This window comes from Rhabdothermincola sediminis, assembly GCF_014805525.1.
Lineage (GTDB): Bacteria > Actinomycetota > Acidimicrobiia > Acidimicrobiales > Acidimicrobilacustridaceae > Rhabdothermincola > Rhabdothermincola sediminis.
Genome location: NZ_JACFSZ010000012.1, coordinates 91,356 through 115,465 on the forward strand (window position 1 = coordinate 91,356; position 24,110 = coordinate 115,465).

The following is a 24,110-nucleotide window of genomic DNA, read 5'->3' on the forward strand; positions in this document are numbered from 1 at the left end:
ACGGCTCCGGGGATCCCGGGGGTCCCCGGAGAGGTCGGGGGTGGTGGGCCGGACGGCTGGTTCGGTGGGTACCACTTGCCGTCTGAGGCCTGCCACCAGCCAGGCCCTCGGGGCGCATCGCTCATGGTGATCTCTCGTGAAGGCCGTCGGGGCGGCCGATCGGCCGCCCCGACGCTCGACTTCCCACGTCCTGGGGCCCGTCAGGCCACCACGGGCTGCCCCTCGGCCCGCCGGTAGTAGTACGCGGTGGCGATCGCGGTCAGTGGGACGGTGACGATCAACCCGATGTAGCAGAGGATCGAGCCGACCCAGTTGGCCGCGAACACGGCCAGGAGGAACACGAACACGGCGCCGAAGTTGTTCTTGACCAGGTTGAAGCTGGACTTGATGGCATCCACGGGAGCCTGGCCCTTGTCCAGGATGTAGTAGCCGAAGAAGCGCCCGAAGATCAGCACCAGGATGCCGGGGATGATGCAGAAGACGAACCCGATCATCGCGAGCACGGTCATGATGACCGAACCGATCAGGTAGGGCCCCAGGCGCTCGGTGCTCAGCAACCTGCTCATGTCCAGCGGTTCACCTGCCGTGGTCAGGAGCCCGACCCTGATCATCAGCAGGTCGAAGAGGAACTGACCGAAGTAGATGAGCCCCAGGAAGACCGCCCAGGCCAGCAGTATGACGAAGAAGCCGGGGCCAGTGTCACAGACGTACTCGCCGCGCCGGTTGAACTCGCATCCGCCTGACGCGTTGATCACGCTGGCGAAGATGAGCACGTAGCCGATCAACGACAGCACCGCCATGATGGCGAAGCCGATGATGGCGGCGACGATGATCTGTCCGACGTTGGCCTGGAACTTGGTCCATCCGTAGTTGAAGGCCTCACCGACGGACGGGAACCCCCCAGCCGGCCCACCCACGGGCTGCTGTGCACCTGGTGCTTGTTCCGGCGGGTACCACTTGCCATCGGAGGCCTGCCACCAGCCAGGCCCTTGGGGCGTATCGCTCACAGTCGTCCTCCCGTGTCCGGCGCGCCCATCAACGGGGCGCGGGGTCAGGCGCGCACTGTAGCGACCGCGACGCCCGCGAGTCGGGATGTTGCGCTACGTGGCGACCGCCTCGCCTCGGTACCGCTTCGCGAGGTAGGTGCCGCCGATCATCGCGATCGGGCTGCCGATCCCGCAGGTGCACGCGGTGATCACCCATCCGACGAGCCAGAACACCATCGCCTCCGAGGCGTGGCCGGTGGAGAGGTTGAGGGACTCGCCGAGTGCGTCTGCCCCCTTGTCGTCGAGGGCGGAGAGGACTGGCAGGAAGCCGAGGAACAGGAACGCCACCACCCCGAGGAGCCCACAGAAGCTGTTCAGCATGCCGTAGATCACGCCGAAGACCAGGCCTGCGACGATGTTGTTGCCGGTGAGGCCGAACGCCGATCCGATGCTGAGGGGCTGCCCGCTCACCGCCATGACCGCGGCGCGAGCCAAGACCACCAGGAGGACCCCCTGGATGGCTCCGCCGACGATGCCGAGCACGAAGCCGATCGTGTTGAATCGGATGCTGGTGGTCGCCGCTCCCCCCACGGCCAGGGTGAACGCCAGGATGGCGAAGAGCACGGCGACGGCGAGGAAGATGAGCCACAGGATGATCCACTCGCCGATGTTCTGGACGAACTTGTTCCAGGCATAGGTCAGCGTCGCCCCGACGCTGGTCTCGCCCGGCGCGCCGCTCGGAGGGACGGCCGGACCACCCGGAGCCTGCTCGGGTGGGTACCACTTGCCGTCGGAAGCCTGCCACCAACCTGGCCCTTGCGGGGCGTCGCTCATCTCCGGGCTCCTGCCATCATGCTGCTCACCGGGTGAGCCAGCTCACCTGGCCCTGCGGCACTCTAGCCACCGTCGCTGGGTGGGCGAGCTGATCAGCGCGGACCTGCAGGGGCGTCCACTGGCTCGACCACGCCCTCCTCCAGCAGGCGGTGCAGCACGGCGCAGACCGCGAACGCACTCATCCCGAGCTCGCGGATGACCTCGGAGATCGTCGCTCGACCATCCAGTCGTGCCAGCACGTGCCACTCCCCGGACCCGATGGTGATCTCCGGGCCGGGGAGCGACCTCGCCAGCCGCATCACCATCGCCGTGGAGGGGATGACCTCCGCGATCTGCTTCCAGGCCTCGAGGCGCGCCGCTGCTTCCTCCAGCAGCTCGGGCACCGGGAACGTGAAGGTGTCGCCGACCGGGTGCTGTTCGCCGGGGAGGAACTCGAAGGCGTCGCTGCTCGGGAGCAGCAGCTCGAAGACGGCCCCGACCGTCTGATCGTGGAGGGTGCGCCGCAGCGCGGTGAGGTCGCAGCCGAGCCGGACGATGCTGTCGGTCAGCGCCACCCCGCGATCGGCCGCGCCGATGGCGGCCTCCCATCCATCGGCGTCAGTGATGCCAGAGCCGAGGAAGACCTGCTGGAGGGTCGGGCCCATCTCCGACAGCGCGATCGTCACCTCGCCTTGGTGGAGTGCGACCAGGCCCGGGTTGGCTCCCCGCAGCTCGAGGATGCCCGTCTGCCGGGTGTTGGCCAGCAAGGTCAGCACCTCGTCCAGCGGGAGGTCGGCCAAGGTCCCTTCGAGCGCAGGTCCACGGGCAGGCATCGTCTCGAAGCTAGCGTGTGGGTCGAGCGGGATTTCGGGAGGCTGGCCCTCAAGAACCCCGCCAGGTGGTCGATTGGAGTTGGTACCGGCCCATCAGCCGTGAGGGGTGAGGTGCCGGGGGGAGCCGGGCTCCCGCGGCGGGAGACGCTGATCGGGGCCCGGGCGTAAGGCGCGAAGAGTCGATCCGAGACATCCGAGGCTTCCGATGCTGCGAAACATGAAGGTCGGCACCAAGCTCGTCACGGTCCTCGCGGCACCCGTGATCGTGCTCGTGGTCTTGGCCGTGGTCGGGGTGACCGGTCGGCTGGCCGAGGCGAGCGATGCCAGCCGAGTGGAGGAGTTGACCCAGTTCGTCACCGTCAACTCGGATCTCATCAACCAGCTCCAGCAGGAATCGGTCTGGTCGGCAGCGTTCATGGCGAGCGGCGGTGCCCGCTACCGCCCCGAGCTGGACGCGCAACGGCAGTCGACCGACGCCGCGCTCGACCGCTACCGCGGCGCCCTCGACCGGATCCAGCCCGGCCGGGACAACCAACAGGTCAAGGACGCCATCGACCTGGCGGACCGGCGCCTCGGCAATCTCCGCACCAACCGCCTCTCGGTCGACAACCGCCAGACGGTGCCGTCCGGGGCCGTCGACCAGTACGGCAACACGGCGCGCGACCTCATCGCGATCAACGCCCGGATCGTGCAGGAGGCCTCGGATGCCGATCTGCTGCTCGGTCTGAGCACGGTCACGAACTTCGAGCAGGTCAAGGCCGCTCGAGCCGAGCAAGGCGCACTGCTCAGCTCGGTCGCCGTGTCGGGAGCCTTCACCAACAAGGAGGGCACGCCCTGCTCGTCCGTCGACGCCGAGGATTGCGTCTCCTACCAGCGCACCATCGCGGCCGGGAACGACGAGGACCAGGCGAGCGAGAACTTCGACCAGTACGCACCCGGCCCGGCCAAGATCGTCAAGCGCGATGCGTTGGCGAGCTTGAAGTTCGACGATCTCAAGAAGACGATCCTCGATGAGGGGGTGGACACCAACGTCGTCACCGTGTCCGGTGACCAGGTGATCAGGTCGGCACTCGATGCCAACGAGGCGCTCTACGGTGTCGAGCAGGGATTCATCCGAGACGTGGTGACGACCGCGAACAACCTGACCTCCTCGGCGCAGGGCGCGGCTCGCCTGTACATCGTGGGCGCGGTGGTCGCCATCGCGCTGGCCCTGGCTGTCGCCTTCTTCGTCGCCCGGGCCACGACGGTCCCGCTCCGCAAGTTGACCAGTGCGGCCTACACGCTCTCGACCGACAAGCTGCCGGGCCTGGTCGAGCGGTTGCGGAACCCGGACGAGGCCGACGAGCCCCTGAGCGCCACGCTCACCCCGATCGACATCAACTCGAAGGACGAGGTGGGCCAGCTGGCGGACGCCTTCAACTCGATCCAACAGGTGACGGTCGAGGTGGCCGAAGAACAGGCACAGCTGCTCCGCAAGGGCATCGGTGACATCTTCATCAACCTCGCTCGCCGCAACCAGACCCTGCTCGACCGCCAGATCGAGTTCATCGATCAGCTCGAGGCGAACGAGGAAGATCCGGACCAGCTCGACAACCTCTTCAAGCTCGATCACCTCGCCACCCGGATGCGACGCAACGCCGAGTCGCTGCTGGTGCTGGCAGGCGCGGAGCCACCACGTCGGCGTGGCCGGCCCGTGGCGCTCGCCGATGTGGTGCGAGTGGCCATCGGCGAGGTTGAGGACTTCGCCCGCATCCAACTCCTCGCCCTCGACGACGCCACCGTGGGCGGCAACGTGGCCGTGGACCTGGCCCACCTGCTCTCGGAGCTGATGGAGAACGCCACCCACTTCTCGCCGCCGGACACGATGGTCGAGATCGTGGGCCATCGAGCAGGGGCAGAGGGCTACATCATCTCGGTCTCGGATCAAGGCATCGGGATGAGTGCAGACCAGCTCGCCGAGGCGAACGAGCAGCTCGCGCGGCCTCCGCTGGTCGGCCTGGCACTGTCCCGGTCGCTGGGCTTCATCGTGATCGGGCGTCTCGCCCAGCGCTTCGACATCTCGGTCAAGCTCACCGCCTCGCCTTCAGGTGGGGTGACCGCGCTGGTCACGCTGCCACCCGATCTGGTCACCTATCCCGGCGAGGAGGGTCAGGAGCCGGCCGAGCCCGCTGCCGCCCCCGCTGTCGCGGACGTCCCCGCGGTGGATGAAGCCGCCTTCGCCCCGGCGGCCACCGGGGACGAGGAGGTGGCCGAGCTGGAAACCGTCGCCGAGCTCGAGACCGTCGACGACCTCGAGGTCGTCGAGGAGATCGAGGAAGAACCTCCGGTGGCCGAGCCCGAGCCGGAGCCGGTCGCCGTCACCTCCGAGGATCTCCTCGACGAGCTCGTCGAGGAAGTGGTGCCAGAGGGCGAGGCGTTCGATCGCGGGCTCCAATCGCTCGTCGACGAGGAGCTGGCGGCGGGCTCACGCGAATCGTCGTTGATCGCGCCCCCCGAGCCCGAGGGCGGCGGGAGCATCGGGTCGGTCACCACGGTGGAGGCGGAGGAGCAGGTGACGACCGCCGCGGCCCCCTCCGTCGTCGAGGAGCCGCCCGCTCCCGCTCCCGCCGAGACCCTCACCGCGGCGGGCCTCGTGAAGCGCACGCCGAAGAAGCGGATGCCGGACGGCGTCGGTGCCAGCAGTGCCGCTCCGTTGGCAGCCCGGTCGACCGGCCAGACCCAGCGCTCTCCCGAGGAGGTCCGCAAGATGCTCTCTCGTTACCGCTCGGGCCTCAACAAAGGCCGGGGAACTGCCGATTCGGATAGACAGGACACGGATTGACGACGGCCGCCGTACCGTCCAACGTGGAGGATGCCACACAGATGACCGAACTGAGCTCGGAAGCCAGGAACCTCAACTGGCTCGTCCAGAACTTCGCCGAGAAGGTGCCGGGCGTGAATGAGGCGGTCGTCGTGTCCGCCGACGGCCTGCCCATCGCGACCTCGGCGGGCCTCGACCGCGACGCTGCAGACCGGTTCGCGGCCATGTCCTCGGGTCTCATCGGCCTGGCGTTCGGCGCAGCCGGCCGCTTCGGCGGTGGGGCCGTGAACCAGGTCATGATCGAGATGGAGAACGCCATCATCTTCGTCACCGGCATCAGCGATGGTTCGTGCCTCGCGGTGGTGGCCACGGCCGACTGCGACATCGGTCTTGTCGCCTACGAGATGGCGGTGCTCGTGGAGAAGGCGGGGACCGTCCTCACACCTGAGATCCGCGCCGAGCTGCAGGCTGCCCTGCCCCGATGACGATGTCCGGCGACGAGCACGACGACGGCCCAGGCCTGCGCGTACGGTCGTACGTGCTGACGGGGGGCCGGACGCGCTCGAACGCCGACCTTCCGCTGGAGACCCTTGTCAAGGTGACGCCACAAGGCGTCTCGGCGGCGCCACGCCTCGCGCTCGAGCGCAAGAAGATCGTGGCCCTGTGCACGACGCCGATCTCGATCGCCGAGGTCTCGGCACACCTGAGCGTGCCTCTCGGCGTCGCCCGCGTGCTGGTGGGTGACATGGCCGAGGAGGGCTTCCTCACCAGCTACAAGCCGCAACACTCCATGACTGGCGAACGTCCCGACCTCAAACTGCTCGAAAGGGTGCTCGATGGCCTTCAAGCGCTCTGAGGCTCCGGCCTCTGCCGAACCAGCAGCGGGCGACAACGCTCCGCTTCCCGTCAAGATCATCGTCGCCGGCGGCTTCGCCGTGGGGAAGACGACGTTCGTGGGCTCGATCTCCGAGATCGCCCCGCTCACCACCGAAGCCGCCATGACCAAGGTGGCGGAGGGCATCGACGAGACGGGCGGCGTGAACACGGGCAAGACCTCGACCACCGTGGCGATGGACTTCGGCCGTATCACGCTCGGCGAGGACCTGATCCTCTACCTGTTCGGCACACCGGGCCAGGACCGCTTCAAGTTCATGTGGGACGACCTCGTTCGCGGGGCGATCGGGGCAGTGGTGCTCGTCGACACCAATCGGCTAGCCGACTGCTTCCCGGCCGTGGACTACATGGAGACGAACGGGGTGCCGTTCATCGTGGCGATCAACCTCTTCCACGGCAAGCAGTACCACGCGATCGAGGACGTGCGGGAGGCACTCGCGGTGCCTGCCGACGTCCCCATGATCACGACCGACGCCCGTGACCGGGCCCAGACCAAGATGGCGCTGCTCGAGCTGGTGCAGCATGCGCTGATCCGGGCGTCGGCTGGCGCCTGATCCGGCACTGACTAGGGTGGTCGGGCGTGGCCGGCCACGGAACCGTCACCGTCGTCATCGTCCATTGGAACCAGCCCGAGCACTGCGCTCGCACCATCGAGCGATTCCAGCACCAGGCGCTCTCCACCCGGATCGTGGTGGTCGACAACGGCTCCGAGCCTCCCCTCCTGGAGCGCCTCCGGGCGGTGGTGACCAGCTCCGTCCATGACGTGGAGCTGGTCGAACTGGGGGCGAACCGAGGCTTCGGCCCGGGTGCCAACGCCGGGCTGCGGACCTGGCTGGCCGAGGGGGAAGGGGAGTGGGTCGCGCTGGCCCCCCATGATGCGCTCCCGCACGACGGCACCCTGCGCCGGCTGATCGCTGCTGCCGAGGCCAGGGAACGGGCAGGGCTCGCCTGCGCGGATGTCGGTGACGGGCACGTACCGGTCGTGGATCCGTACTTCGGGGGGATGACGGTGCCGGCCCCTCGGGGAGCGGCCACCGACGGGTGGGAGTCGGTGGACTACCCCCACGGCACGCTGCTGATCGCCCGCCGGGCCTGCCTGGAGGAGATCGGTCTGTTCGATGAGCGCTACTTCGCCTACTGCGAGGAGGCGGACCTGGGTTTGCGTGCCAGGGCTGCGGGATGGGAGGTCGGTCTGGTGCGGGGGGCACGGGTGGCCAACCCCACCATGAGGTCGGGCAGCCCCGCGACCGACTACCTGATGCACCGCAACACGCTGCTGCTGGTGCGGGAGCACTCCGGCCGCTACCACGCGTTCATCCGTTTCTGCATCGCTCTGTGGCAACTCGCTCGTGGGGTGGTGCAGCCCTCGTCGCGGGTCTTCGTGTTCTCGGCGAAGGGCCGGGCAGCAGGGATGGTCGACTTCCTACGGGGCCGGTACGGGCCTCCGCCAGCCGAGCTCCTCGGCCACGCCGGGAGCGCTCACTGAAGCGATCCGCCGGTCCGCGGTGACGAACTGCGGGCGGACGGGCGCGAGGTCATGGTAGGCGACCATCCTCGGCTGCCGCGACCAGGGGGCGGACCCGCAGCAGGTACCAGCTGGCGATCAGCAGGCCCCCGACGACCACCAGGAAGCCGACGAGGATCGCTGCCAGCCACAGCACCTGGCGCCGCCCGGCCAGTGCCCATGCCCATGCCGGTCGGCGGGCGCAGTCGAGCAGGGCCCACAGCGAGAGCGCCAGCGGGAGGCTGGCCAGTGCGGTGACCGCGATGGTGCCGGCGAGCTCGCCCTGACTCGGCATCCCCCCACGGTAGAGCTGCCTCGGGGGGCGACGACGCGAGTAGCGTGCGCGGATGGTTCCCTACGAGATTCCCGGGGCCCGGCGTCGCGACGTCGAGCTCGACGACGTGCGGCTGTCGGTCTACGAAGCGGGTGATCCCGCCGATCCGACCGTGGTGCTCTCCCACGGCTTCCCCGAGCTGGCCTACAGCTGGCGGCACCAGCTCCCGGCGCTCGCCGCCGCAGGGTTCCACGTGGTGGCACCCGATCAGCGGGGCTACGGCGGCAGCAGCCGCCCGGAGGCCGTCCGGGATTACGACATCTTCCACCTCACCGGCGATCTCGTCGGCCTGCTCGACGCGCTCGACGTCGACCGGGCGGTGTTCGTCGGCCACGACTGGGGTGGGTTCGTGGTGTGGCAGATGCCTCTGCTCCATCGCCAGCGGGTGGCGGGGGTCGCGGCGCTCACGACGCCCTACGTCCCCCGGTTCCCGATGAGACCCACCGAGCTCTTCCGGATGATGGGCGGGGAGAACCACTACATCGTGTGGTTCCAGGAGCCAGGGGTGGCGGACGCTGCGTTCGCAGCGAACATCGACGCGCTGTTCGCCCGGATGATGCGTCGGGGGGTACCACCCGAGCAGTTGCGGGAGGCGGTCGGGGACCGGCCGGCGTCGGACTTCGTGGAGGCGGTGGTCAACGCCCCGGTGCTCGGTGACGAGCTGCTCAGCCCCGACGAGCTGAGTGTCTTCGTGGAGACGTTCCGGCAGACCGGCTTCACCGGTGGGATGAACTGGTACCGGAACTTCGACTGGAACTGGGAGCAGACCCCGCAGCTCGACGGCGCGCGCATCGACGGGATCCCGTGTCTCATGGTCACCGCGGAGTGGGACCCGGTCCTCACCCCAGCGATGGCCCAGGGCATGCCGAGCGTGATCGGCGACCTGGAGATGCACGAGATAGCCGGCGCTGGCCACTGGGTGCAACAGGAGAAGCCAGCAGAGGTCAACGCGATCCTGGTGGACTGGCTGCGTCGGCGGTTCGGCGGTTGATCAGCGGCCGGCATCCGGGGTTCTAGGCCTGAGTCCATCTCACGGTCTTGGTGACGACCTCGCCATTGAGTGCCGCCGACAGCACCAAGCGGTGGGTGCCTGGGGTGAGAGCGGCGCCGGGGGCGACCCATGGGCTGGTGCAGGGTGTGGGCGTGCTCCCGTCGAGCGAGCAGGTGACGGTGGCCCCGGGACTTGACCGGAACGTCACCATCGCGTCGCCGACGTTGCCCTTGGCCGGTCGGCCGGTGATGGCCAGCACGGGGGCGACGACCCAACTGTAGGTCCACGCGGCGCCCGCAACGGAGCCCACCGGCACGATGCTCACCTGGTGCGGGCCGACCGTGAGGCCGGTCACCCGCAAACGGGTCAGCGAGCACCCGACGGTCATGCCGTCGAGGAGGCAGTTCGCCGACGTCGCATTCGACAGCGTGTAGAGGAAGGTCGCGGCGGTGGCGGTGGTTCGGGCAGCAGGCTTGCTGGTCACGGTCACGGTAGGAGGCGGGGTCGTGAACGTGGGGTCGACCCACCAGGAGTCGTCCGCCTGATCAGTGCCGGCACCGTTGATCACGCGGACACTGAACATGTGCTCTCCAGCTGCCAGACCGGTGAGCTGGTAGGGAGACGTGCACAGGAACCAGGAGCCGTTCTCGTCCTTCATGCACTCGGTACGGTCGATGACTCCCGAGGTGCTCCAGCTGACGGTCACGTTGGGGCCGCTCAGGCTGCTGGGCACGGCGAAGGTCGTGATCGCCGGTGGGGTCTGGGTGGGTTCGACTCTCCACGTGTAGCTGGCCGATCCTTGCCCCGCGGGATTGGTGGCGGTGACGGTCACCGTGTGGTCCCCTGCGCTCAACGCGGTGGGAGTGAACGTCGACCCGCAGGGGACAGGGTCCTGGTCGTCGAGTCGGCAGGTCGTGGTGACCGCGGCCGCCGCCACGGTGAAACGGAGGGTGGGGGCCGGGAGGCTCGACACCGCGCGGGGTACGTCGGTGAAGGTCACCACCGGCGGGTCGTTCGCAACCACGAAGTCGTGCCATGCGTAGACGTAATCGACGACACCAGGGCCATCCAGGTCAGGGGCGGGCATGGCGACCGTGAACCGCCACTGGCCATCGGACGGCACGTTGACCGTCCATGGGGAGCTGCAGAACGTCCAAGGCCCCGTTGGAGCCAGGGACGGGCTCAGGCTGCACCAGTATCCCGGTGCGGTCGGGTGATGGTTCACCCCGATGAAGGCGAACGTGACCTGGGAGGTGCCAGTCACGAGGGTGGGGGGGCTCCCGACGATCGTGACCGAGGAGCCGGGCACGGGCGTCGCAGTCACGGGGGACGCGATCACCAGAGGCGCCAAACCCGCCATCACGAGCATGATGAGCCCTAGAAGTGCTCGCCGGTGGTGAGCAGGTTCGATCTGCAGGGCACGCATGATGCTCCTCCCGTCGCGTTCAGTGGTCGACGGTCTGATGGTGTCGTGTCGATCGGAAAGCAAGCGGCAACGCTTGGTAAAGCCATGGCAAAACTCCGGCTCGAACACCGAGTGGCCCCATCCAGTCCGCTGCCCTGCGGAGAGAAGCGCAGTCATCCGTCTCCTTCGGGAGGGGCGCGACCACCAACGTCGGCATCGGGAGTCACACGGCGTTCTCGGATCTACTTCGCATGGCCGTTGACCAAACGAACGTTTGATGGAATACTCGCCGGCGTGACCGACACGCTCGACCGCTCCGCAGGGCCCGCCGGTGACCGGCCGGCCATCGACGTCAACGACGGCCGTCTCTACGACGACCCGTGGGACACCTACCGCTGGTTACGCGACAACGACCCGTGCTACTGGGACGACAAGAACCAGCTCTGGGTGGTCTCCCGCCACGAGGACGTTGCCTACATCTCCCGCACACCCGAGTTGTACTGCTCGAAGTACGGGGTGCGGCCGAAGGTGGCCGCTCCGATGTCGCTCATCTCGATGGACGAGCCGGAGCACACCCGCCAGCGCCGTCTGATCAACAAGGGCTTCACGCCGCGCCAGGTGAAGCGTCTCGAACCACACATCCGCGACCTGTCCAACCAGATCATCGACGAGATCCGCACCCGGGGCGAGATCGACTTCGTGGAGGACTTCGCCATCCACGTTCCGCTCATCGTCATCGCCGAGCTGATGGGCCTCGACCCCGATGGCAGGCAGAAGTTGTACCGGTGGAGCGACGCCATGATGGGCGGCGATGGCCACACCGATCCCGATGACCCGGCGCTGCTGGCCGCGGCGGAAGCCTTCGGGGAGTACGTCGAGTACCTGATCCCGATCATCGAGGACCGCCGCCAGCGTCCTCGGGAGGACCTCATCTCCATCCTCACCGGCGCCTTCGACGAGGGTGCCCTCGACGGCGGTGACGCCATCGCCGTGGAGGGCACCGACGAGCTCACGAGCGACGAGCTGCTCATGTTCTTGTGCATCCTGGTCGTCGCTGGCAACGAGACGACCCGGAACGCGATCACCGGAGGGCTCAAGGCGTTCAGCGACTTCCCGGATCAGAAGCAGAAGCTGCTCGACCACCCGGAGCTGATCGATCTGGCGGTGGACGAGATCGTTCGCTACGTGTCACCGGTCATCAGCTTCTGCCGGACCGTGACCGCGGACCACACCTTCCAGGGCAAGGAGCTGAAGGAAGGCGACAAGGTGCTCATCCTCTACCAGTCGGCCAACCGGGACGAGCGGGTTTTCGACGCCCCCGACGAGTTCCGCATCGATCGGGATCCCAACCCGCATCTCGGCTTCGGTATCGGCCCCCACTACTGCTTGGGAGCAAACCTGGCCAAGTTGGAGATCAAGGTGGTCTTCGAGGAGCTGTTCCGGCGGCTGCGGGACATCCGGGTGAAGGACGGCGCCAGCGTCGAGCGGGCCGACAACGCGCTCGTCCTGGCCATCGAGCACCTTCCCGCGATCTTCACCCCCGAAACACCGGCCGCGGTCTAGCGTCGAGCCATGGCGCTCGCTCCCGAGCCGGATCAGCGGGGCCGCATCCTCGACGCGGCCCTGCGGCTGATGGGCAGTGGGGGCGCTCACGCCATGAGCATGCGCCGCCTGGCCGCGGAGTGCGGGCTCAACGTCGCCACCCTCTACCACTACTTCCCTTCGAAGGCGGATCTCCTACGGGAGGTCATCGCTCACCAGAGCTACGAGGACCTGCTCGCGCAGACGCCGCCCGTGGACCCGTCGCTGCCACCGCGGGAGCGCTTGGCCGCGCTGCTGGAGTGGATCTGGCGGGAGATGGCCACGCAGGACGACATGTGGCGTGTGCTGCTGGGGGAGAGCCTGCATGCCGACCCGGCGGCGCTGAGCTCCGCGGCGGAGTTGAGCGCGCTCTTCGAGTCCGCGCTGCATCGGTGGATGCGGGACCTGTTCACCGGCGAGGTCCTCGTCGAGGCGGAGGTGCTGGCGCGGGTGCTGCGGGGCACCATCTACGGCTTCTTCATCGAGAACCTGCCTCTGCCCTACGGCGACCGTATGCGGTTCCTCTCCAAGCGGGCGAGGGAAGTAGCTACCGTCTTGCTGCCTGCGTGAGCTCCGGGTTGGTCGGCGCGCTGGTGATCAACCCGGGAGACCGGCGGGTCGCGACCGGTCCTCGGCGAGCAGGCCACGCAGGAGGAGCCGCATCACTGCTTCGCCGACGTGCCCGTAGCTGGTCTCGAAGGTGTCGGTGGCGGCCCGGCGGCCGAGGCCGTCCCAGATGATGTCGAGCAGCTCGACGACGGCCCGCGGATCGAGGTCCGCGGCGAGCGTGCCCTCCGCCTGTGCCTGCTCGACGAGCGGAGAGAACTCGTCCACCACCCAACGGTTGAGGCGGGCGATGGCCTCGCGGGCTTCTGGCTCCGCGTTCACCCGGCTGCGGAAGGTCGCCATGGCGATCGTGCCGGTCGGGGCGCTCGTGGTGAGGTCACGGAGGAACCCGAGGAGCACCTGCCCGATGGGAACGCCATCTGCCGCGACGTGACGGATGCGGTCGATGTCCGAGGCGAGCGCCTCCTCGGCGAGCGCCTCGTAGAGGTGCTCCTTGGTCGGGAAGTAGTTGTAGAAGGTGCCGACCGAGAGCCCGGCCTCGGCGAGCAACTCCCGAGTGGTGAGGTTGCGGTACCCGTTGCGTTCCAGGCAGATGAGGGCGGCGTCCATGATCCGCCGCCGGACGCCCTCCTTGTGCTCGGCTGTGACCTTCGGCATTCACCGCGTCCCTTCCTCAGGTGGGCGAGGTCGTTATAGCAGGACCCGCGGCGAGGCGAGCGGGGCTGCACTCCGCGCCCGTGCGTACTGTGTGCTGCCATGACGGTGCGTCTCGGGTTCTTCGGTGCAGGCTTCATCGCTCGCCATCACGTGTCCATGCTGCGCCTCGGCCGAGCGGACGTGCGGATCGCTGCGGTGTTCGATCCCGACCGGGAGAAGGGGAGGGCATTCGCCGCAGAGCACGGCGTGCCGCTGGTGGACGTCGAGGAGGCGGTGTTCGACGCGGCCGACGCAGTGTACGTGTGCACGTGGACCTCCGAGCACCCCCGGCTGGTCGCCGAGGCGGCGCGCCGTGGTCTGCCCGTGTTCTGCGAGAAGCCTCTGGCCACCAGCCTGGCCGATGCCGTGGACATGGTCGAGTGCGTTCGGCGGGCGGGGGTCGTCAACCAGGTGGGCCTGGTCATGCGGGACTATCCGGGGTTCCTGCTGCTGAAGCGGCTGCTGTCCAGGGACGGCATCGGCCGCCCCATGGGCTTCGTCTTCCGGGATGACCAGTACATCCCCATCCAGGGCATCTACCAGTCCTCCTGGCGGGCAGACGTGCGCAGGTCCGGAGCAGGGACCTTGTTGGAGCACTCGATCCACGACCTCGACATCCTCGAGTGGCTCTTCGGGCCGGTCGTGAGCGTGAGCGGGCGATCTGGCGAGTTCCACGCGATCGCCGGCATCGAAGACATGGTGGTTGCGACCCTCGAGTTCGACAGCGGGCTGCTCGGAACCCTGGCGTCCATCTGGCATGACGTGCTCGAGCGCCCGAGTCTCCGCCGGCTCGAGGTGTTCGCCGAGCGGGCCTACTGCGCCCTGGAGGGTGACGTGTTCGGCCCGGTTCGATGGACGGGACCCGACGGGGACTCGGGCCGGGTCCGAGACGAGGAGCTGGTAGCTCGGCTCCACGCTTGGGGCATCCGGCCCCGCAATCCCGACGTGGCGTTCGTCGAGGCAGTTCGTGACGGCACCCCTGCCAGCCCCGCCTTCGCGCAGGCGTTGCGCCCCCATCTGCTCACCGAGGCGATCTATCGCTCGTGCGCGGAGCACGGCAAGGCGGTGGAGGTGCCCCCCGGCGTCCCGGGCGTGGACTGGATCTGACCACCGCCGGCGGCCACGCCCGACCACTCGAACCGGCAGGCCGAACGCGTGCTGTGGCACGCGTTCGGCCTGCCGGAACGGTGGGTTTCGCGGACTGGCCGGTCAAGCGCGTGTCGTGGCACGCGTTCGGCCTGCCGGAACGGTGGGGTTAGGGGATGGGGGCGGGCTGCTCTCCCTAGGCTGGGACCATGGAGCGCTCGACCGAACCACCTGAGCCGGCCGGCGAGGAGCCCACCAGGCGCACGCTCGCCGACGTGGAGGCCGGACTCGAGATGTCACTGCGGGAGGCCAGTGCTGCCTGGTGCCACTCGGTTCGCCTCGCGGCCGCTACGGGCCGACGACCCGCAAGCCCGTCGGCGAGGTGGTCTACTCGACCGGTTCGGCAACCAACCCTGGCAGCAGATCTGACATGGCCTGACGCGCGACGATGGAAGAGCGACGGGACGCCGCCGTGCCGGGAGCGTCCCGGTCAGCATGTCGGCGTCACCACCACCTTGCCGGTGGTCCGGCGGGAGGTCAGCGCCTCGAGCGCGGCCCGCGCCCCCTCCAGGGGGACCACCTCGGAGATCAAGGGGTCGATCAGGCCCTTCCGGCAGAGGGCGACCAGCTCATCGTGCACAGTCCGGACCAGCTCAGGTAGCCGAGGGCGATAGCCGCCCCAGTTCAGCCCCAGCACGGCGTAGTTCTTCACCATGACATGGTTCGTGCGGGCGTCGGCGTAGCGGCCGCCCGCCGCGCCGATCACCACGATCCGCCCTTCCCAGGCGATGCACTTGGTGGACCGGAGGAAGGTCTCGCCGCCGACCGGGTCGAAGACCACATCGGCTCCCCGGCCGCCGGTGAGCTCGAGGGTGGCCTCGACGAAATCCTCACCGGTGGTGTCCACCACCAGGTCAGCTCCGAGCTCGCGGCACACGGCGGCCTTCGCGGTGCCGCCCGCGACGGCGATCACCGTCGCTCCAGCGGCTTTGCCGAGCTGGATGGCGGCAGAGCCGACGCCACCGGCACCCGCGTGCACGAGCAGCGTCTCGCCCGCCTCCAGGCGAGCTCGCCGGTGGAGTGCGAACCAGCCCGTCTGGTAGGTCACGTGCATCGCCGCAGCGGTGAGCGCCGGCAGATCGTCCGGGATCAGGAACACGTCGGCCGAACGGGCCAGGCATCGCTCCGCCAGCCCGCCATGGGGCAGCAGCGGCGATCCCGCCACCCGGTCACCGGGCGCGTACGAGGCCTCAGGGCCGGCGGCGACTACCGTGCCCGCGACCTCCAGGCCGGGCGTGAGCGGGAGACCGGGGCGCTCCTGGTAGGTGCCCCGGCAGAGCAGGTCGTCGGCGAAGTTGAGCGCGCACGCGTCGACGGCGATCTCGACCTGGTCGCCGGTCGGCGCAGGGGGGTCGACACCGGTCTCCAGCGTCAAGACCTCCGCGGGATCGCCGTGCTGGTGGGCGCGCCATGCTCGCATCAGAGGGTCACCCCGGAGCGCCGTCCAGAAAGCCGGGGAGGCCCGAGGGACGGTGCTCGTTGATGGCCAGCTGCTCGAGCACCCCGACGCCCACCTGCTGGCCGTCGGTGGCCCGCACGAGCTGTTGCACGTGGAGGTTCGTGACGTCGAGCGGATCGAGGTCCGCGACCACCCAGGACTCGGCCCCGGTGACCAGTTCACCCTTCCAGGTGCCGTGGCCCCACTCGGGGTTGAGATAGCCCAGCCCCCGCATCTGGAAGGTCAGCACGGGGGTGAGCTCGATGCGGCGGACCGCGCCGCTCCAGCTCTCGAGCGTGAGCGCCGCGGCGCGCGCCCGGCGGGTGCCGGGCTGCCAGTCGATCGACCAGTCGAGCGATCGCATCGGCTCCACCACCCCCTGGTCGCAGGGGTCGGCAGTGGCCGGGTCGGTGAGGGTCGGGAGAGCGACGGCGGTCTGGTGCCACCGGCGCCCGTCGGCCTCCTCGTTGACGTCGACGTGCACCAGGTGGTCGTCGAAGTTGAGCGGCGCCCACAGCCAGAAGAACTGGGGGAGCGTGTGCGCCGGCGCGCCACCAGGCGGCTCGCCCACCGGGCGAACCCCCCACGAACGGTCGCGGCAGCCGAGAAAACGGACCGGGTCGACCTCGATGGTTTCGCCATCCACGGTGAAGGAGCCCTGCCAGACGCCGAACTGGGTGAGGCGGGTGTAGTCGAACACCACGGACGAACCGGAATGCATCAGGAAGTGCGGCTCCTGCACGGCGACGGACCGGGCCCGGAACTCCAGCTGGGCGGTGATTCCGAGCTCGCCGCCTTCGACGAGGACTCGGAGCCGCCGCATCGGCTCGACCACCTCGACCCTCAGGGGACCGATCTCGGTCTTCGTGCGATCCGCCGGGAGCCGGCCGGAGGCGTACAGCGAACGCTGCACCCCCTCGCGGACCACGCTGAAGGCGCCGTCGATCACCTGTCGGTTCGGGTACAAGCCGAGCGCCGCGCCGAACATCACCTGACCGTCGCGGTCGTACCCGTTGAAGAAGAAGCGGTCGTAGGTGTTGCGGTCCCCGGAGAGGGGATGCGCGAGGGGCTGGGGGGTCTGGTGGACCGGGTAGTCGTCGAAGGGGATGAGCACGAGCTCCGATCCTAGGTGCGCAAGCCGACCAGCCCGTCCCGGATGACGGCCTCCCCGTGCTGGTTCCGCACCTCGAAACCGATCCAGTGCTCCTCGCGTCGCCAGAGGTGAACCGTCACCTCGGAGGGCATCGTGACCATCGCGCCGAAGCGCCCGGCGACCCGGTGGACCGAGGCCGGATCGCCTCCCGCGCCGGACCGGATGACGCTGCTGAGCGCCAGCCCGAGTGTGGCCGTGCCATGCAGGATCGGCCCGGGCAGCCCTGCCCGCTCGGCGACCACCACGTCGGTGTGGATCGGGTTCCAGATCCGGCTGCATTCGGTGTAGACGTGAGCTGCGGTGGCGCTGATGACCCGGGTGAGCACCTGCGTCGCTCCCTCCGGGCGCTCCAGCCCGGGAAGCTCCGTTCGGGTCCCGGCGGAGGTGCGAGCTGGCGGGGAACCGCTGACCGAGACACCGAGGAACAGCGAGCCCATCCTCGTCGTGCAGACCGGCGAGCCGGAGGGGTCGACCGTGTCGAGGCGGACGACCTGGTAGGCGCCCGGGCGGCGGGCCTCGATGAGCTCGACGGTGGCGGTGGTGGTGAGCAGGTCCCCGGCATGCACCGGGCGGTGGAGCACCAGGTCGTGGGTGGCATGGACGCCTCGCGCCGCTTCCTCCCGGGTCAGGATCGCCGGGTCGGCGAGCCGCAGGGCGGCGGTGACCGCGGCCCACTCGATGCACACCGGGAACAGGGGGTGGGCCAGCACCGGCCCTCGTCTCGTGTCGAAGTAGCGCTCGTCCAGGTCCTCGAGCGCAGCCGCGTAGGCCATGGTCCAGCGGGTGTCGACGCTCTGGGTGATGGGCTCCGTCGACGCGCCGATCAGCTCCAGCGGGAGTGGCATCCGGGGGAGCTTCGCGCGGCGCGAGTGATGCCGCCCGGCTCAGGAAGCCTGGATCGGCTCGAAGCGGTCGACGCGCACCACGGCCGCGTCGGAGTCCTCCGTGCGCGGCGGGGGCCGCCACTCCTGGCGGCTACCGGTGTCGGCGAGGAGCTGGGAGATCATGGCCGGTGGCTGCGGCTCGCTGAAGTACCAGCCCTGGGCGAGATCACAGTTGAGCGAGCGGAGGTGCAGCATCTGCTCTTCGGTCTCGACGCCTTTTGCCACGGTCACGATGCCGAGCGCCTTGGCCATGCCGATCACGTGCTCGACGATGGTGGTGTCTTCCCGAGACTTGCCGATCCCGTGGACGAAGGAGCGGTCGATGCTGAGCAGGTCGAGGCTGAAGCGGCGGAGGAAGCTCAGTGATGAGTACCCGGTGCCGAAGTCGTCGAGCGCCAGGCTGACCCCGAGCACCTTGGCGTCCCGGAGCGTGGCCCATGCGGCGTCGACGTCGTGGAGCAGGCCGTTCTCGTTCACCTCGAGGCAGATGCGATCCGGATCGGCGCGGCTGGCCTCCAGCGACTCGCGTAGGTGGGCCACGAACGTCGCCTGGGCGAGCTGCCGGGCCGAGATGTTGACCTTGATGTTCAGCGCTGGTCGGTCTGGGTGGGCGTCCTGCCAGGCGCGGGACTGCCGGCACACCTCCTCGAGGATCCAGTTGCCGACCGGCACGATAAGGCCGGTCTCCTCGAGTGCAGGCATGAACTCCTCGGCACCCGTGACGCCGCGGACCGGGTCGTGCCAGCGCAGGAGAGCCTCGACCCCCACCAGGCGCTTGGTCCACAGGGACACGATCGGCTGGTAGTACAGGCGGAACTCGCCATTGTCGATGGCGGTGCGCAGGCGGCGCTCGGCAGTCGCCGGGGTGAGCTGCTCCCGCATGGAACGGTCGAACAGCGCATAGGACCCCGGACCCTGCCGGCGAGCTTGGTGCATCGCGGCGTCGGCATCGCTGAGCACCTCGTCGGCCCGGGAGGGGCGATCCTCGGTGATGGCGACCCCGACGCAGGCGGCGATACGGATCTGGTCGCCGTCGAGCGCGAAGGGCGCCTCCACCGCTTGGATGATCTTGGTGGCCAGGCGTTCCGCGGAACTGGCGTTGGTGAGGTCGGGGCAGAGGAACACGAATTCGTCGCCCGCGTAGCGCACGACCACATCCTCGGGACCGGCGATCCGGCGGAAGCGGTCGGCGATGGAGGTGAGCAGCTCGTCACCGACCTCGTGGCCGTACATCTCGTTGATCTTCTTCACCCCTTCGAGATCGACGAACAGCACCCCCACCCGCCGATGCTGGCGGCGAGCCAGGGCGAGCATCTCGTCGAAGGGCTGGCCTAGGAAGCGGCGGTTGGGGAGGTCGGTCAGGGGATCGTGAGTGGCCAGGTGGTCGAGCTGGGCGGCCGCCCTCGCCGCGTCGCGGTAGCGGCGGGCCGCGTAGAGCGTCGCCCCGAGCGGCGTGAGGATCAGAATGGCCGTGATGCCCGAGAGGCCCCGGCCTGACAGACCCCCTGCCCACTCCAGCACGGGGTCGGCCGCATCGGTGAGCACCGCAGCGCACGCGAGCAGCACCCCGACCGAGACGATCCACGCCAGGTCACGCCCCGCGCGCCCGTGCGGACCGAAGGCATCGGCCAACTGGCGGGCTTGCTCCTGTTCTCTGTCGACCATGGCTGCTACGTCGCCCCTCCCTACGCGGCCAGGAGGCCCTCACGTGAGGCCGCTCACGTGAAGCGACTCCACCACCATCAGCATCGGCGCTGCCCGGCCTGTGCTTGAACAGGCCAGGAGGCAGGTTAGGCGGCCTAGCTCGGATCCTGGGGGAGCGGCCATGGCGGGCTCGTGCGAGGCGGCACCAGTTTGCCACGCAGCCGGCCACGGGCGTCGCCGGCGAGGGGCAGCTGCTCCTGGACCGGCAGGCCGGATCCAGCCATCAACTCCGCCACCAGTGAGGCCGCTTCCGGCCAGCTGCGGGCCCTCGGCCCGTCGAGGTCGCGGTTGTAGGGCTGATCGAACACGATGACCGTACCGCCGGTCTCCCGCAGGGCGAGGACGTTGTGAGGGGCGTCGTCGATGTACACGTCGGCTTCTACCTGGGGCTTGTGGCCGAGGAAGCACAGGTCCCGGTACGGGATGCCGTTCTCGTCCAGCCAGGCGACCGTGTCGCCCACCGCCACAGCATGCCCCCAGTTCGTGTAGAGGCGGTGGGTGATGAGGCGGATCCACACCCCCGCATCGGAGAGACGCCACAACGCTTCAGCGCAGCCCGGGATCACCGGCATGGTGCGGAACATGCGGTGCTCGAGGACGCCGATCCGGTGCAGCCGCTCGAACTCCTCGCCGCTCAAGCCCCACTCCGCGAAGTCCCAGGATCGTTGCTCGACCAGTGAGTCGGGATCGACACCGCGCTCGGCGGCCACCACCCGGCGGAACGCCTCGCTGTGGTCGCCACACACCCCGTCGAGGTCCACCCCGAGAACGAAGTCGCCCGATCTCATGGCGCGGTGGGATGGCGGCGGCGGTCAGCCCGGGTGGGCGTCGAGGAAGTCCAGGGTGGCATCGATGAACGAGAAGCTCTTCGGGGTGGCGAAGTGGTCGACCCCGGGCAGGGACACGAACGTCGCGTTCGGGAGGCGGTCGAGCAACGGCTCCGCCGGTCCAGCGAAGTCCCGGTCGCCGAGCACCACCAGCACCGGGCAGGCGATGCGCGCCAGCCCGTCATCGGTGAGGGGACGGTGACCCGGACGGCGGAGGTAGGCCACCAGCGCGGCGGGGTCGGTGTCGGGCGCTTCGGCGAGCCCGCGGAAGTACTGCGCGATCGGGTTGGCCGGGTGCTCGCGTCCCTCGATCGCGGCTGCGATCACCTCGGTATCGTCGTCGCGGAACAGGTTGGCGCCCACCCCGGCCAACACCAGCCGTTGGAAGCGCTCGGGCTCCTCGGACGCGATGGAGAGCAGGACCCGGGCACCGAGTGAGAATCCGACGGCATCGAGGGGCCCGGGCGGCAGTGCAGCGGCAAGGGTCGATTCGAGCGCGTCGTAGGCCGCGGGATCCTGGGGCCGAGGAGCCGAACCATGGCCGAGCAGGTCGGGCGCGACGACCTCCCGCCCGGCGTCCTGCAGCAGGTCGATCCACCCGTTGTCGCGCCAGGTCCGCGCCGCGGAGGTGGCGAACCCGTGGACCAGGACGACCGGGGCGGAGCGGTTCACGGGCCGGAGACTAGCGGGGCTCGGAGCCGGTGCCGTCGCTGGAGGAGCTCGGTCGCAGACCTCAGGAGCACGCCGGCGGCGCAGCTGGGGGGATCCGGCCGCGGGTGCGCTGCCAGAGGCCGGACACTCCGTCGCGGGTGAGGTCGGCTACGGCGGCCTGCCCCGCCGGGGTGAGGTGCAGGCCGTCCTCGGTGCGGATGCGTACGAGGGAGCCGTCCGCCGCCGGAAGGTCCCACACGAAGCGGCCATCGGGGCCGGACATGACCCGCCAGTCGATCAGCCCGACACCGGGATCGCAACGGGCGATGCGGCGGTAGAGATCGTTCGCCACGTCGATGCGGGCCTCGATCGGCCCGTAGTAGCCGTTCGTCTGCGCGGGAGGGGCGAGCACCCAGGCCACCGGACGACCGCCGTGGCGAGCGCGGGCGGTGAGCACGCGCGCCAGGCGGTCCCACTCGGCCCAGGACTCGGGGGTGTCGGGCTCGATGACCCGGCCGTCCGGCGCGAGGTACAGCTCACGCTGCCACGGTGATCCCCAACCGCAGCACGATTCGAGCACCACGAGGTCGGGCTCGTAGGCGTCGATCGCCCGGTCGAGCTCTGCCTGCCAGGCGCCGTCGTTCTTCATGAGGTGCTGCCCCGGGCCACCGATGGCCATGCTGTCGATCCCCAGGCCGGCGAGCCGGTCGCGGATGCTCGGGTAGCTCTGGTGGAGCAGTGAATCGCCGAGGATGAGGACTCGCTCCAGCGGCGGCGGCGGGTCGGCGGGACCGTCGAGCGCGGCCGCTGGCGTACCGTCGGCCTGCTCGCCTGCTGCCAGAGACGTGTTGAGCTGCAAGCCGGGGTTGGAGGTGGCGACGGCCCGGCGGCCGGCCGCACCGTCGAGCAGGGTGGTGCCCGCGAGGAGGACCGCGACCGTGGCGACCAGCGCCCCCGCGATCAGGGGGCGGTGGCGGACGGCAGGGAGGCGTCCCTGCCGGATCGGCTGTTCGACCAGCAGGTAGGAACCGACGGCGATCGTCAGCGTGGCGCCGACTCGGATCCCGGCCAGCGCCCACCCGTCGACGCCCACGCGCTCGGGGGTGAGCCAGGCGAACAGCGGCCAGTGGAACAGGTAGACGCCGTAGCTGATGAGGCCCAGGGCGGCGAGTGGGCGCCACGCCAGCAGCCTGGCCAGTGGGCCGTCGTCGAGTGCGGCGACGATCAGGGCCACCGAGAGAGCAGCGACCACCCAGAAGCCCCCGCGGTAGAGCCAGCGTTGCTCGACACCGCCGAGCAGCATCGCCCCGGCCAGCGCGGCGAGCGCGGCGGGACCGAGCGCGTGCCGCCACCACCGCCCACGGAGGAACGCGGGCACCGCGAAGCCGGCGCCGATCGCGAGCAGCACGCCGGCGAGCAGCTCGAAGGCCCGGGTGTCGCTACCGAAGTACACGCGGGCGGTGTCGCCGCTTCGCGAGAGCCACCAGGTGGCGAGCATCGAGCCCAGCGCGGCGGCCCCGAACGTGAGTGCCCAGGCGCGGGCCCGTCGAGCGTTCCTGGCCAGGACGAACGCCACGATCGCGACCACCACGTAGAACTGCTCTTCGATGGCGAGGGACCAGAAGTGCAGGACCGGCGACGGCTCTTGGAACCCAGCGCCGTAGGGATCCCCGTTGAGGATGAACCGCCAGTTCGCCACGTACGCCAGCGCGCCGAGGACGTCACCTCGGAGGTTGCTGAGCAGGTGCGGATCGTTGCTCCCCGCGCAGACCGCCAGGACGAGCAGCAGGGTGAGCAACGCGGCCGGGAGCAGGCGCCGGAAGCGGCGAGCCCAGAAGGCGCGGAGATCGATGCGGCCCCGCCGGCGCCACTCGGCGAGGAGCAGGTTGGTGATCAGGAAGCCGGACAGGGTGAAGAACAGCGAGACCCCGAGAAACCCCCCTGGTAGCAACCCGGGCTCGAGGTGGTAGACGACCACCGTGGCGACCGCGATGCCGCGCAGACCGTCGAGTGCGGGCCGGTGGGGCAGGGTACGGGCCCTGCCTCCGGCCGGATCGGGGCGAACCTCGATGGCTGCGGGGTCGGCGGGCACAGCGTTCGCGGGCAGGGTGGGCAGGGCGCCGGGACGCAGGTCCAGAGCCACTGCTCATCCCCTCCGGCGGCGGGATCGGGAGGCCCTGGCTCGCTGCAACAGCGGTGAGTAGCGGACGATGCAGTAGAGGGCCCGCACGCCGTCGCGCCAGCCGATCTTCTTGCCCTCCTCGTAGGTGCGGCCGCTGTAGGAGATGCCGATCTCGTAGACCCGCCACCCTCCGGCAGCCACCTTCGCCGTCAGCTCGGGCTCGATCCCGAAGCGGTCCTCCTCGAGGGTGAAGCTCTCGAGGACCTCCCGGCGGAAGACCTTGTAACACGTCTCCATGTCCGTGAGGTTCAGGTTGGTGAACATGTTGGAGACGGTGGTCAGCAGCCGGTTACCCACGGAGTGCCAGAAGTAGAGCACGCGGTGGGGCCGGCCTGACAGGAACCGTGAGCCATAGACCACATCGGCCTTGTCGGCCAGCAGCGGCGCCAGCAGATCCGGGTACTCAGCCGGGTCGTACTCGAGGTCTGCATCCTGGATGATCACGAACGGAGCCTGTGCTTCCGCGAATCCACGCCGTAATGCCGCTCCCTTGCCCCGGTTCACGGGCTGCAGGATCACCCGCACGTTCGGCTCGTCGAGCTTCTCGAGGAGCTCGCGGGTCCCGTCGGTCGAACGGTCGTCGACCACGATGACCTCTCGGGTGCACGGCGACGCCAGGACGCGATCGATCACCTCCTGGATGGTGGCGACCTCGTTGAAGCACGGGATCACCACCGAGAGGCAGCGAGCCGGGTCGGGCAGCGGGCGATCATCCATCGTG

General features: G+C 69.4%; 23 protein-coding genes and 1 pseudogene. 10 read left to right on the top strand and 14 right to left on the bottom strand.

Features of this window, described 5'->3' with window-relative positions:
* Positions 1-200 precede the first annotated feature (200 nt).
* From HZF19_RS11240 to HZF19_RS11250, 3 genes are all read right to left on the bottom strand, one after another.
* Positions 201-917: a DUF2189 domain-containing protein gene (locus HZF19_RS11240; protein ID WP_208028876.1), complete on the bottom strand. Its 717-nt coding sequence runs from the start codon at positions 915-917 to the stop codon at positions 201-203.
* Positions 918-1,100: 183 nt separating this feature from the next.
* Positions 1,101-1,820 (bottom strand): hypothetical protein, encoded by a 720-nt coding sequence (locus HZF19_RS11245; RefSeq protein ID WP_208028877.1) that lies wholly within the window; start codon positions 1,818-1,820, stop codon positions 1,101-1,103.
* A gap of 92 nt (positions 1,821-1,912) precedes the next feature.
* Positions 1,913-2,632, bottom strand: a complete 720-nt coding sequence (locus tag HZF19_RS11250) for a DUF4388 domain-containing protein (protein WP_208028878.1) — start codon at positions 2,630-2,632, stop codon at positions 1,913-1,915.
* A 217-nt stretch (positions 2,633-2,849) separates the two neighbouring features.
* Between HZF19_RS11250 and HZF19_RS11255 the strand changes: the two genes are divergently transcribed.
* The 5 genes from HZF19_RS11255 to HZF19_RS11275 are packed head-to-tail and all read left to right on the top strand — an operon-like array spanning position 2,850 to position 7,812.
* Positions 2,850-5,453 carry a sensor histidine kinase gene (locus HZF19_RS11255; RefSeq protein ID WP_208028879.1) on the top strand — a complete coding sequence of 868 codons (2,604 nt, stop codon included), beginning with the start codon at positions 2,850-2,852 and terminating at the stop codon, positions 5,451-5,453.
* A gap of 41 nt (positions 5,454-5,494) precedes the next feature.
* Entirely contained in the window at positions 5,495-5,917 is a 423-nt protein-coding gene (locus HZF19_RS11260) for a roadblock/LC7 domain-containing protein (RefSeq protein ID WP_235979885.1), read from the top strand.
* Positions 5,914-6,288 carry a DUF742 domain-containing protein gene (locus HZF19_RS11265; protein ID WP_208028880.1) on the top strand — a complete coding sequence of 125 codons (375 nt, stop codon included), beginning with the start codon at positions 5,914-5,916 and terminating at the stop codon, positions 6,286-6,288. The genes HZF19_RS11260 and HZF19_RS11265 overlap by 4 nt, the downstream gene beginning before the upstream one ends.
* Positions 6,269-6,880 (top strand): GTP-binding protein, encoded by a 612-nt coding sequence (locus HZF19_RS11270; protein ID WP_208028881.1) that lies wholly within the window; start codon positions 6,269-6,271, stop codon positions 6,878-6,880. The genes HZF19_RS11265 and HZF19_RS11270 overlap by 20 nt, the downstream gene beginning before the upstream one ends.
* 26 nt (positions 6,881-6,906) lie before the next feature.
* Entirely contained in the window at positions 6,907-7,812 is a 906-nt protein-coding gene (locus HZF19_RS11275; RefSeq protein ID WP_208028882.1) for a glycosyltransferase family 2 protein, read from the top strand.
* 49 nt (positions 7,813-7,861) lie between these two features.
* Here the strand turns inward: HZF19_RS11275 and HZF19_RS11280 are convergent, their stop codons facing one another.
* Complete coding sequence (locus HZF19_RS11280) at positions 7,862-8,125, bottom strand: hypothetical protein (RefSeq protein ID WP_208028883.1); 264 nt, start codon at positions 8,123-8,125, stop codon at positions 7,862-7,864.
* 52 nt (positions 8,126-8,177) lie between these two features.
* Between HZF19_RS11280 and HZF19_RS11285 the strand changes: the two genes are divergently transcribed.
* Positions 8,178-9,155 (top strand): alpha/beta fold hydrolase, encoded by a 978-nt coding sequence (locus tag HZF19_RS11285; protein ID WP_208028884.1) that lies wholly within the window; start codon positions 8,178-8,180, stop codon positions 9,153-9,155.
* A gap of 22 nt (positions 9,156-9,177) precedes the next feature.
* Here HZF19_RS11285 and HZF19_RS11290 read toward each other — a convergent pair whose 3' ends face one another.
* Positions 9,178-10,278, bottom strand: coding sequence for a hypothetical protein (locus HZF19_RS11290; RefSeq protein ID WP_208028885.1), 1,101 nt, complete (start codon positions 10,276-10,278; stop codon positions 9,178-9,180).
* A 576-nt stretch (positions 10,279-10,854) separates the two neighbouring features.
* Here HZF19_RS11290 and HZF19_RS17165 point away from each other — a divergent pair.
* Both HZF19_RS17165 and HZF19_RS11300 read left to right on the top strand, forming a co-directional pair.
* Entirely contained in the window at positions 10,855-12,123 is a 1,269-nt protein-coding gene (locus tag HZF19_RS17165) for a cytochrome P450 (protein ID WP_208028886.1), read from the top strand.
* A 9-nt stretch (positions 12,124-12,132) separates the two neighbouring features.
* On the top strand, positions 12,133-12,711 hold the full coding sequence (locus HZF19_RS11300; RefSeq protein ID WP_208028887.1) for a TetR/AcrR family transcriptional regulator: 579 nt from the start codon (positions 12,133-12,135) through the stop codon (positions 12,709-12,711).
* Between the two features lie 27 nt (positions 12,712-12,738).
* Here the strand turns inward: HZF19_RS11300 and HZF19_RS11305 are convergent, their stop codons facing one another.
* Positions 12,739-13,365, bottom strand: coding sequence for a TetR/AcrR family transcriptional regulator (locus tag HZF19_RS11305; protein WP_208028888.1), 627 nt, complete (start codon positions 13,363-13,365; stop codon positions 12,739-12,741).
* Positions 13,366-13,464: 99 nt separating this feature from the next.
* Here HZF19_RS11305 and HZF19_RS11310 point away from each other — a divergent pair, with 99 nt between their 5' ends.
* Both HZF19_RS11310 and HZF19_RS17440 read left to right on the top strand, forming a co-directional pair.
* On the top strand, positions 13,465-14,511 hold the full coding sequence (locus HZF19_RS11310; RefSeq protein ID WP_208028889.1) for a Gfo/Idh/MocA family protein: 1,047 nt from the start codon (positions 13,465-13,467) through the stop codon (positions 14,509-14,511).
* A 292-nt stretch (positions 14,512-14,803) separates the two neighbouring features.
* Positions 14,804-14,919 (top strand): annotated as a pseudogene (locus HZF19_RS17440) (nitroreductase family protein); the annotation flags it as partial.
* A 61-nt stretch (positions 14,920-14,980) separates the two neighbouring features.
* Here HZF19_RS17440 and HZF19_RS11315 read toward each other — a convergent pair.
* The 8 genes from HZF19_RS11315 to HZF19_RS11350 all read right to left on the bottom strand — a co-directional run bounded on the left by HZF19_RS11315 (position 14,981) and on the right by HZF19_RS11350 (position 24,106).
* Entirely contained in the window at positions 14,981-15,970 is a 990-nt protein-coding gene (locus HZF19_RS11315; protein WP_208028890.1) for an NADPH:quinone oxidoreductase family protein, read from the bottom strand.
* A gap of 7 nt (positions 15,971-15,977) precedes the next feature.
* Positions 15,978-17,102, bottom strand: a complete 1,125-nt coding sequence (locus HZF19_RS11320) for an Rv3169 family protein (protein ID WP_208028891.1) — start codon at positions 17,100-17,102, stop codon at positions 15,978-15,980.
* Positions 17,103-17,113: 11 nt separating this feature from the next.
* Positions 17,114-17,986, bottom strand: coding sequence for a MaoC/PaaZ C-terminal domain-containing protein (locus HZF19_RS11325; protein ID WP_208028892.1), 873 nt, complete (start codon positions 17,984-17,986; stop codon positions 17,114-17,116).
* Between the two features lie 39 nt (positions 17,987-18,025).
* A complete protein-coding gene (locus HZF19_RS11330) occupies positions 18,026-19,690 on the bottom strand; it encodes a putative bifunctional diguanylate cyclase/phosphodiesterase (RefSeq protein WP_208028893.1) in 1,665 nt (554 codons plus the stop codon).
* Positions 19,691-19,824: 134 nt separating this feature from the next.
* Positions 19,825-20,517, bottom strand: a complete 693-nt coding sequence (locus tag HZF19_RS11335; protein WP_208028894.1) for a 5' nucleotidase, NT5C type — start codon at positions 20,515-20,517, stop codon at positions 19,825-19,827.
* Between the two features lie 24 nt (positions 20,518-20,541).
* Positions 20,542-21,228 (bottom strand): alpha/beta fold hydrolase, encoded by a 687-nt coding sequence (locus tag HZF19_RS11340; RefSeq protein WP_208028895.1) that lies wholly within the window; start codon positions 21,226-21,228, stop codon positions 20,542-20,544.
* Positions 21,229-21,289: 61 nt separating this feature from the next.
* Positions 21,290-23,350 (bottom strand): acyltransferase family protein, encoded by a 2,061-nt coding sequence (locus tag HZF19_RS11345; RefSeq protein WP_208028896.1) that lies wholly within the window; start codon positions 23,348-23,350, stop codon positions 21,290-21,292.
* A 3-nt stretch (positions 23,351-23,353) separates the two neighbouring features.
* Positions 23,354-24,106 (bottom strand): glycosyltransferase family 2 protein, encoded by a 753-nt coding sequence (locus tag HZF19_RS11350; protein WP_208028897.1) that lies wholly within the window; start codon positions 24,104-24,106, stop codon positions 23,354-23,356.
* Positions 24,107-24,110 lie beyond the last annotated feature (4 nt).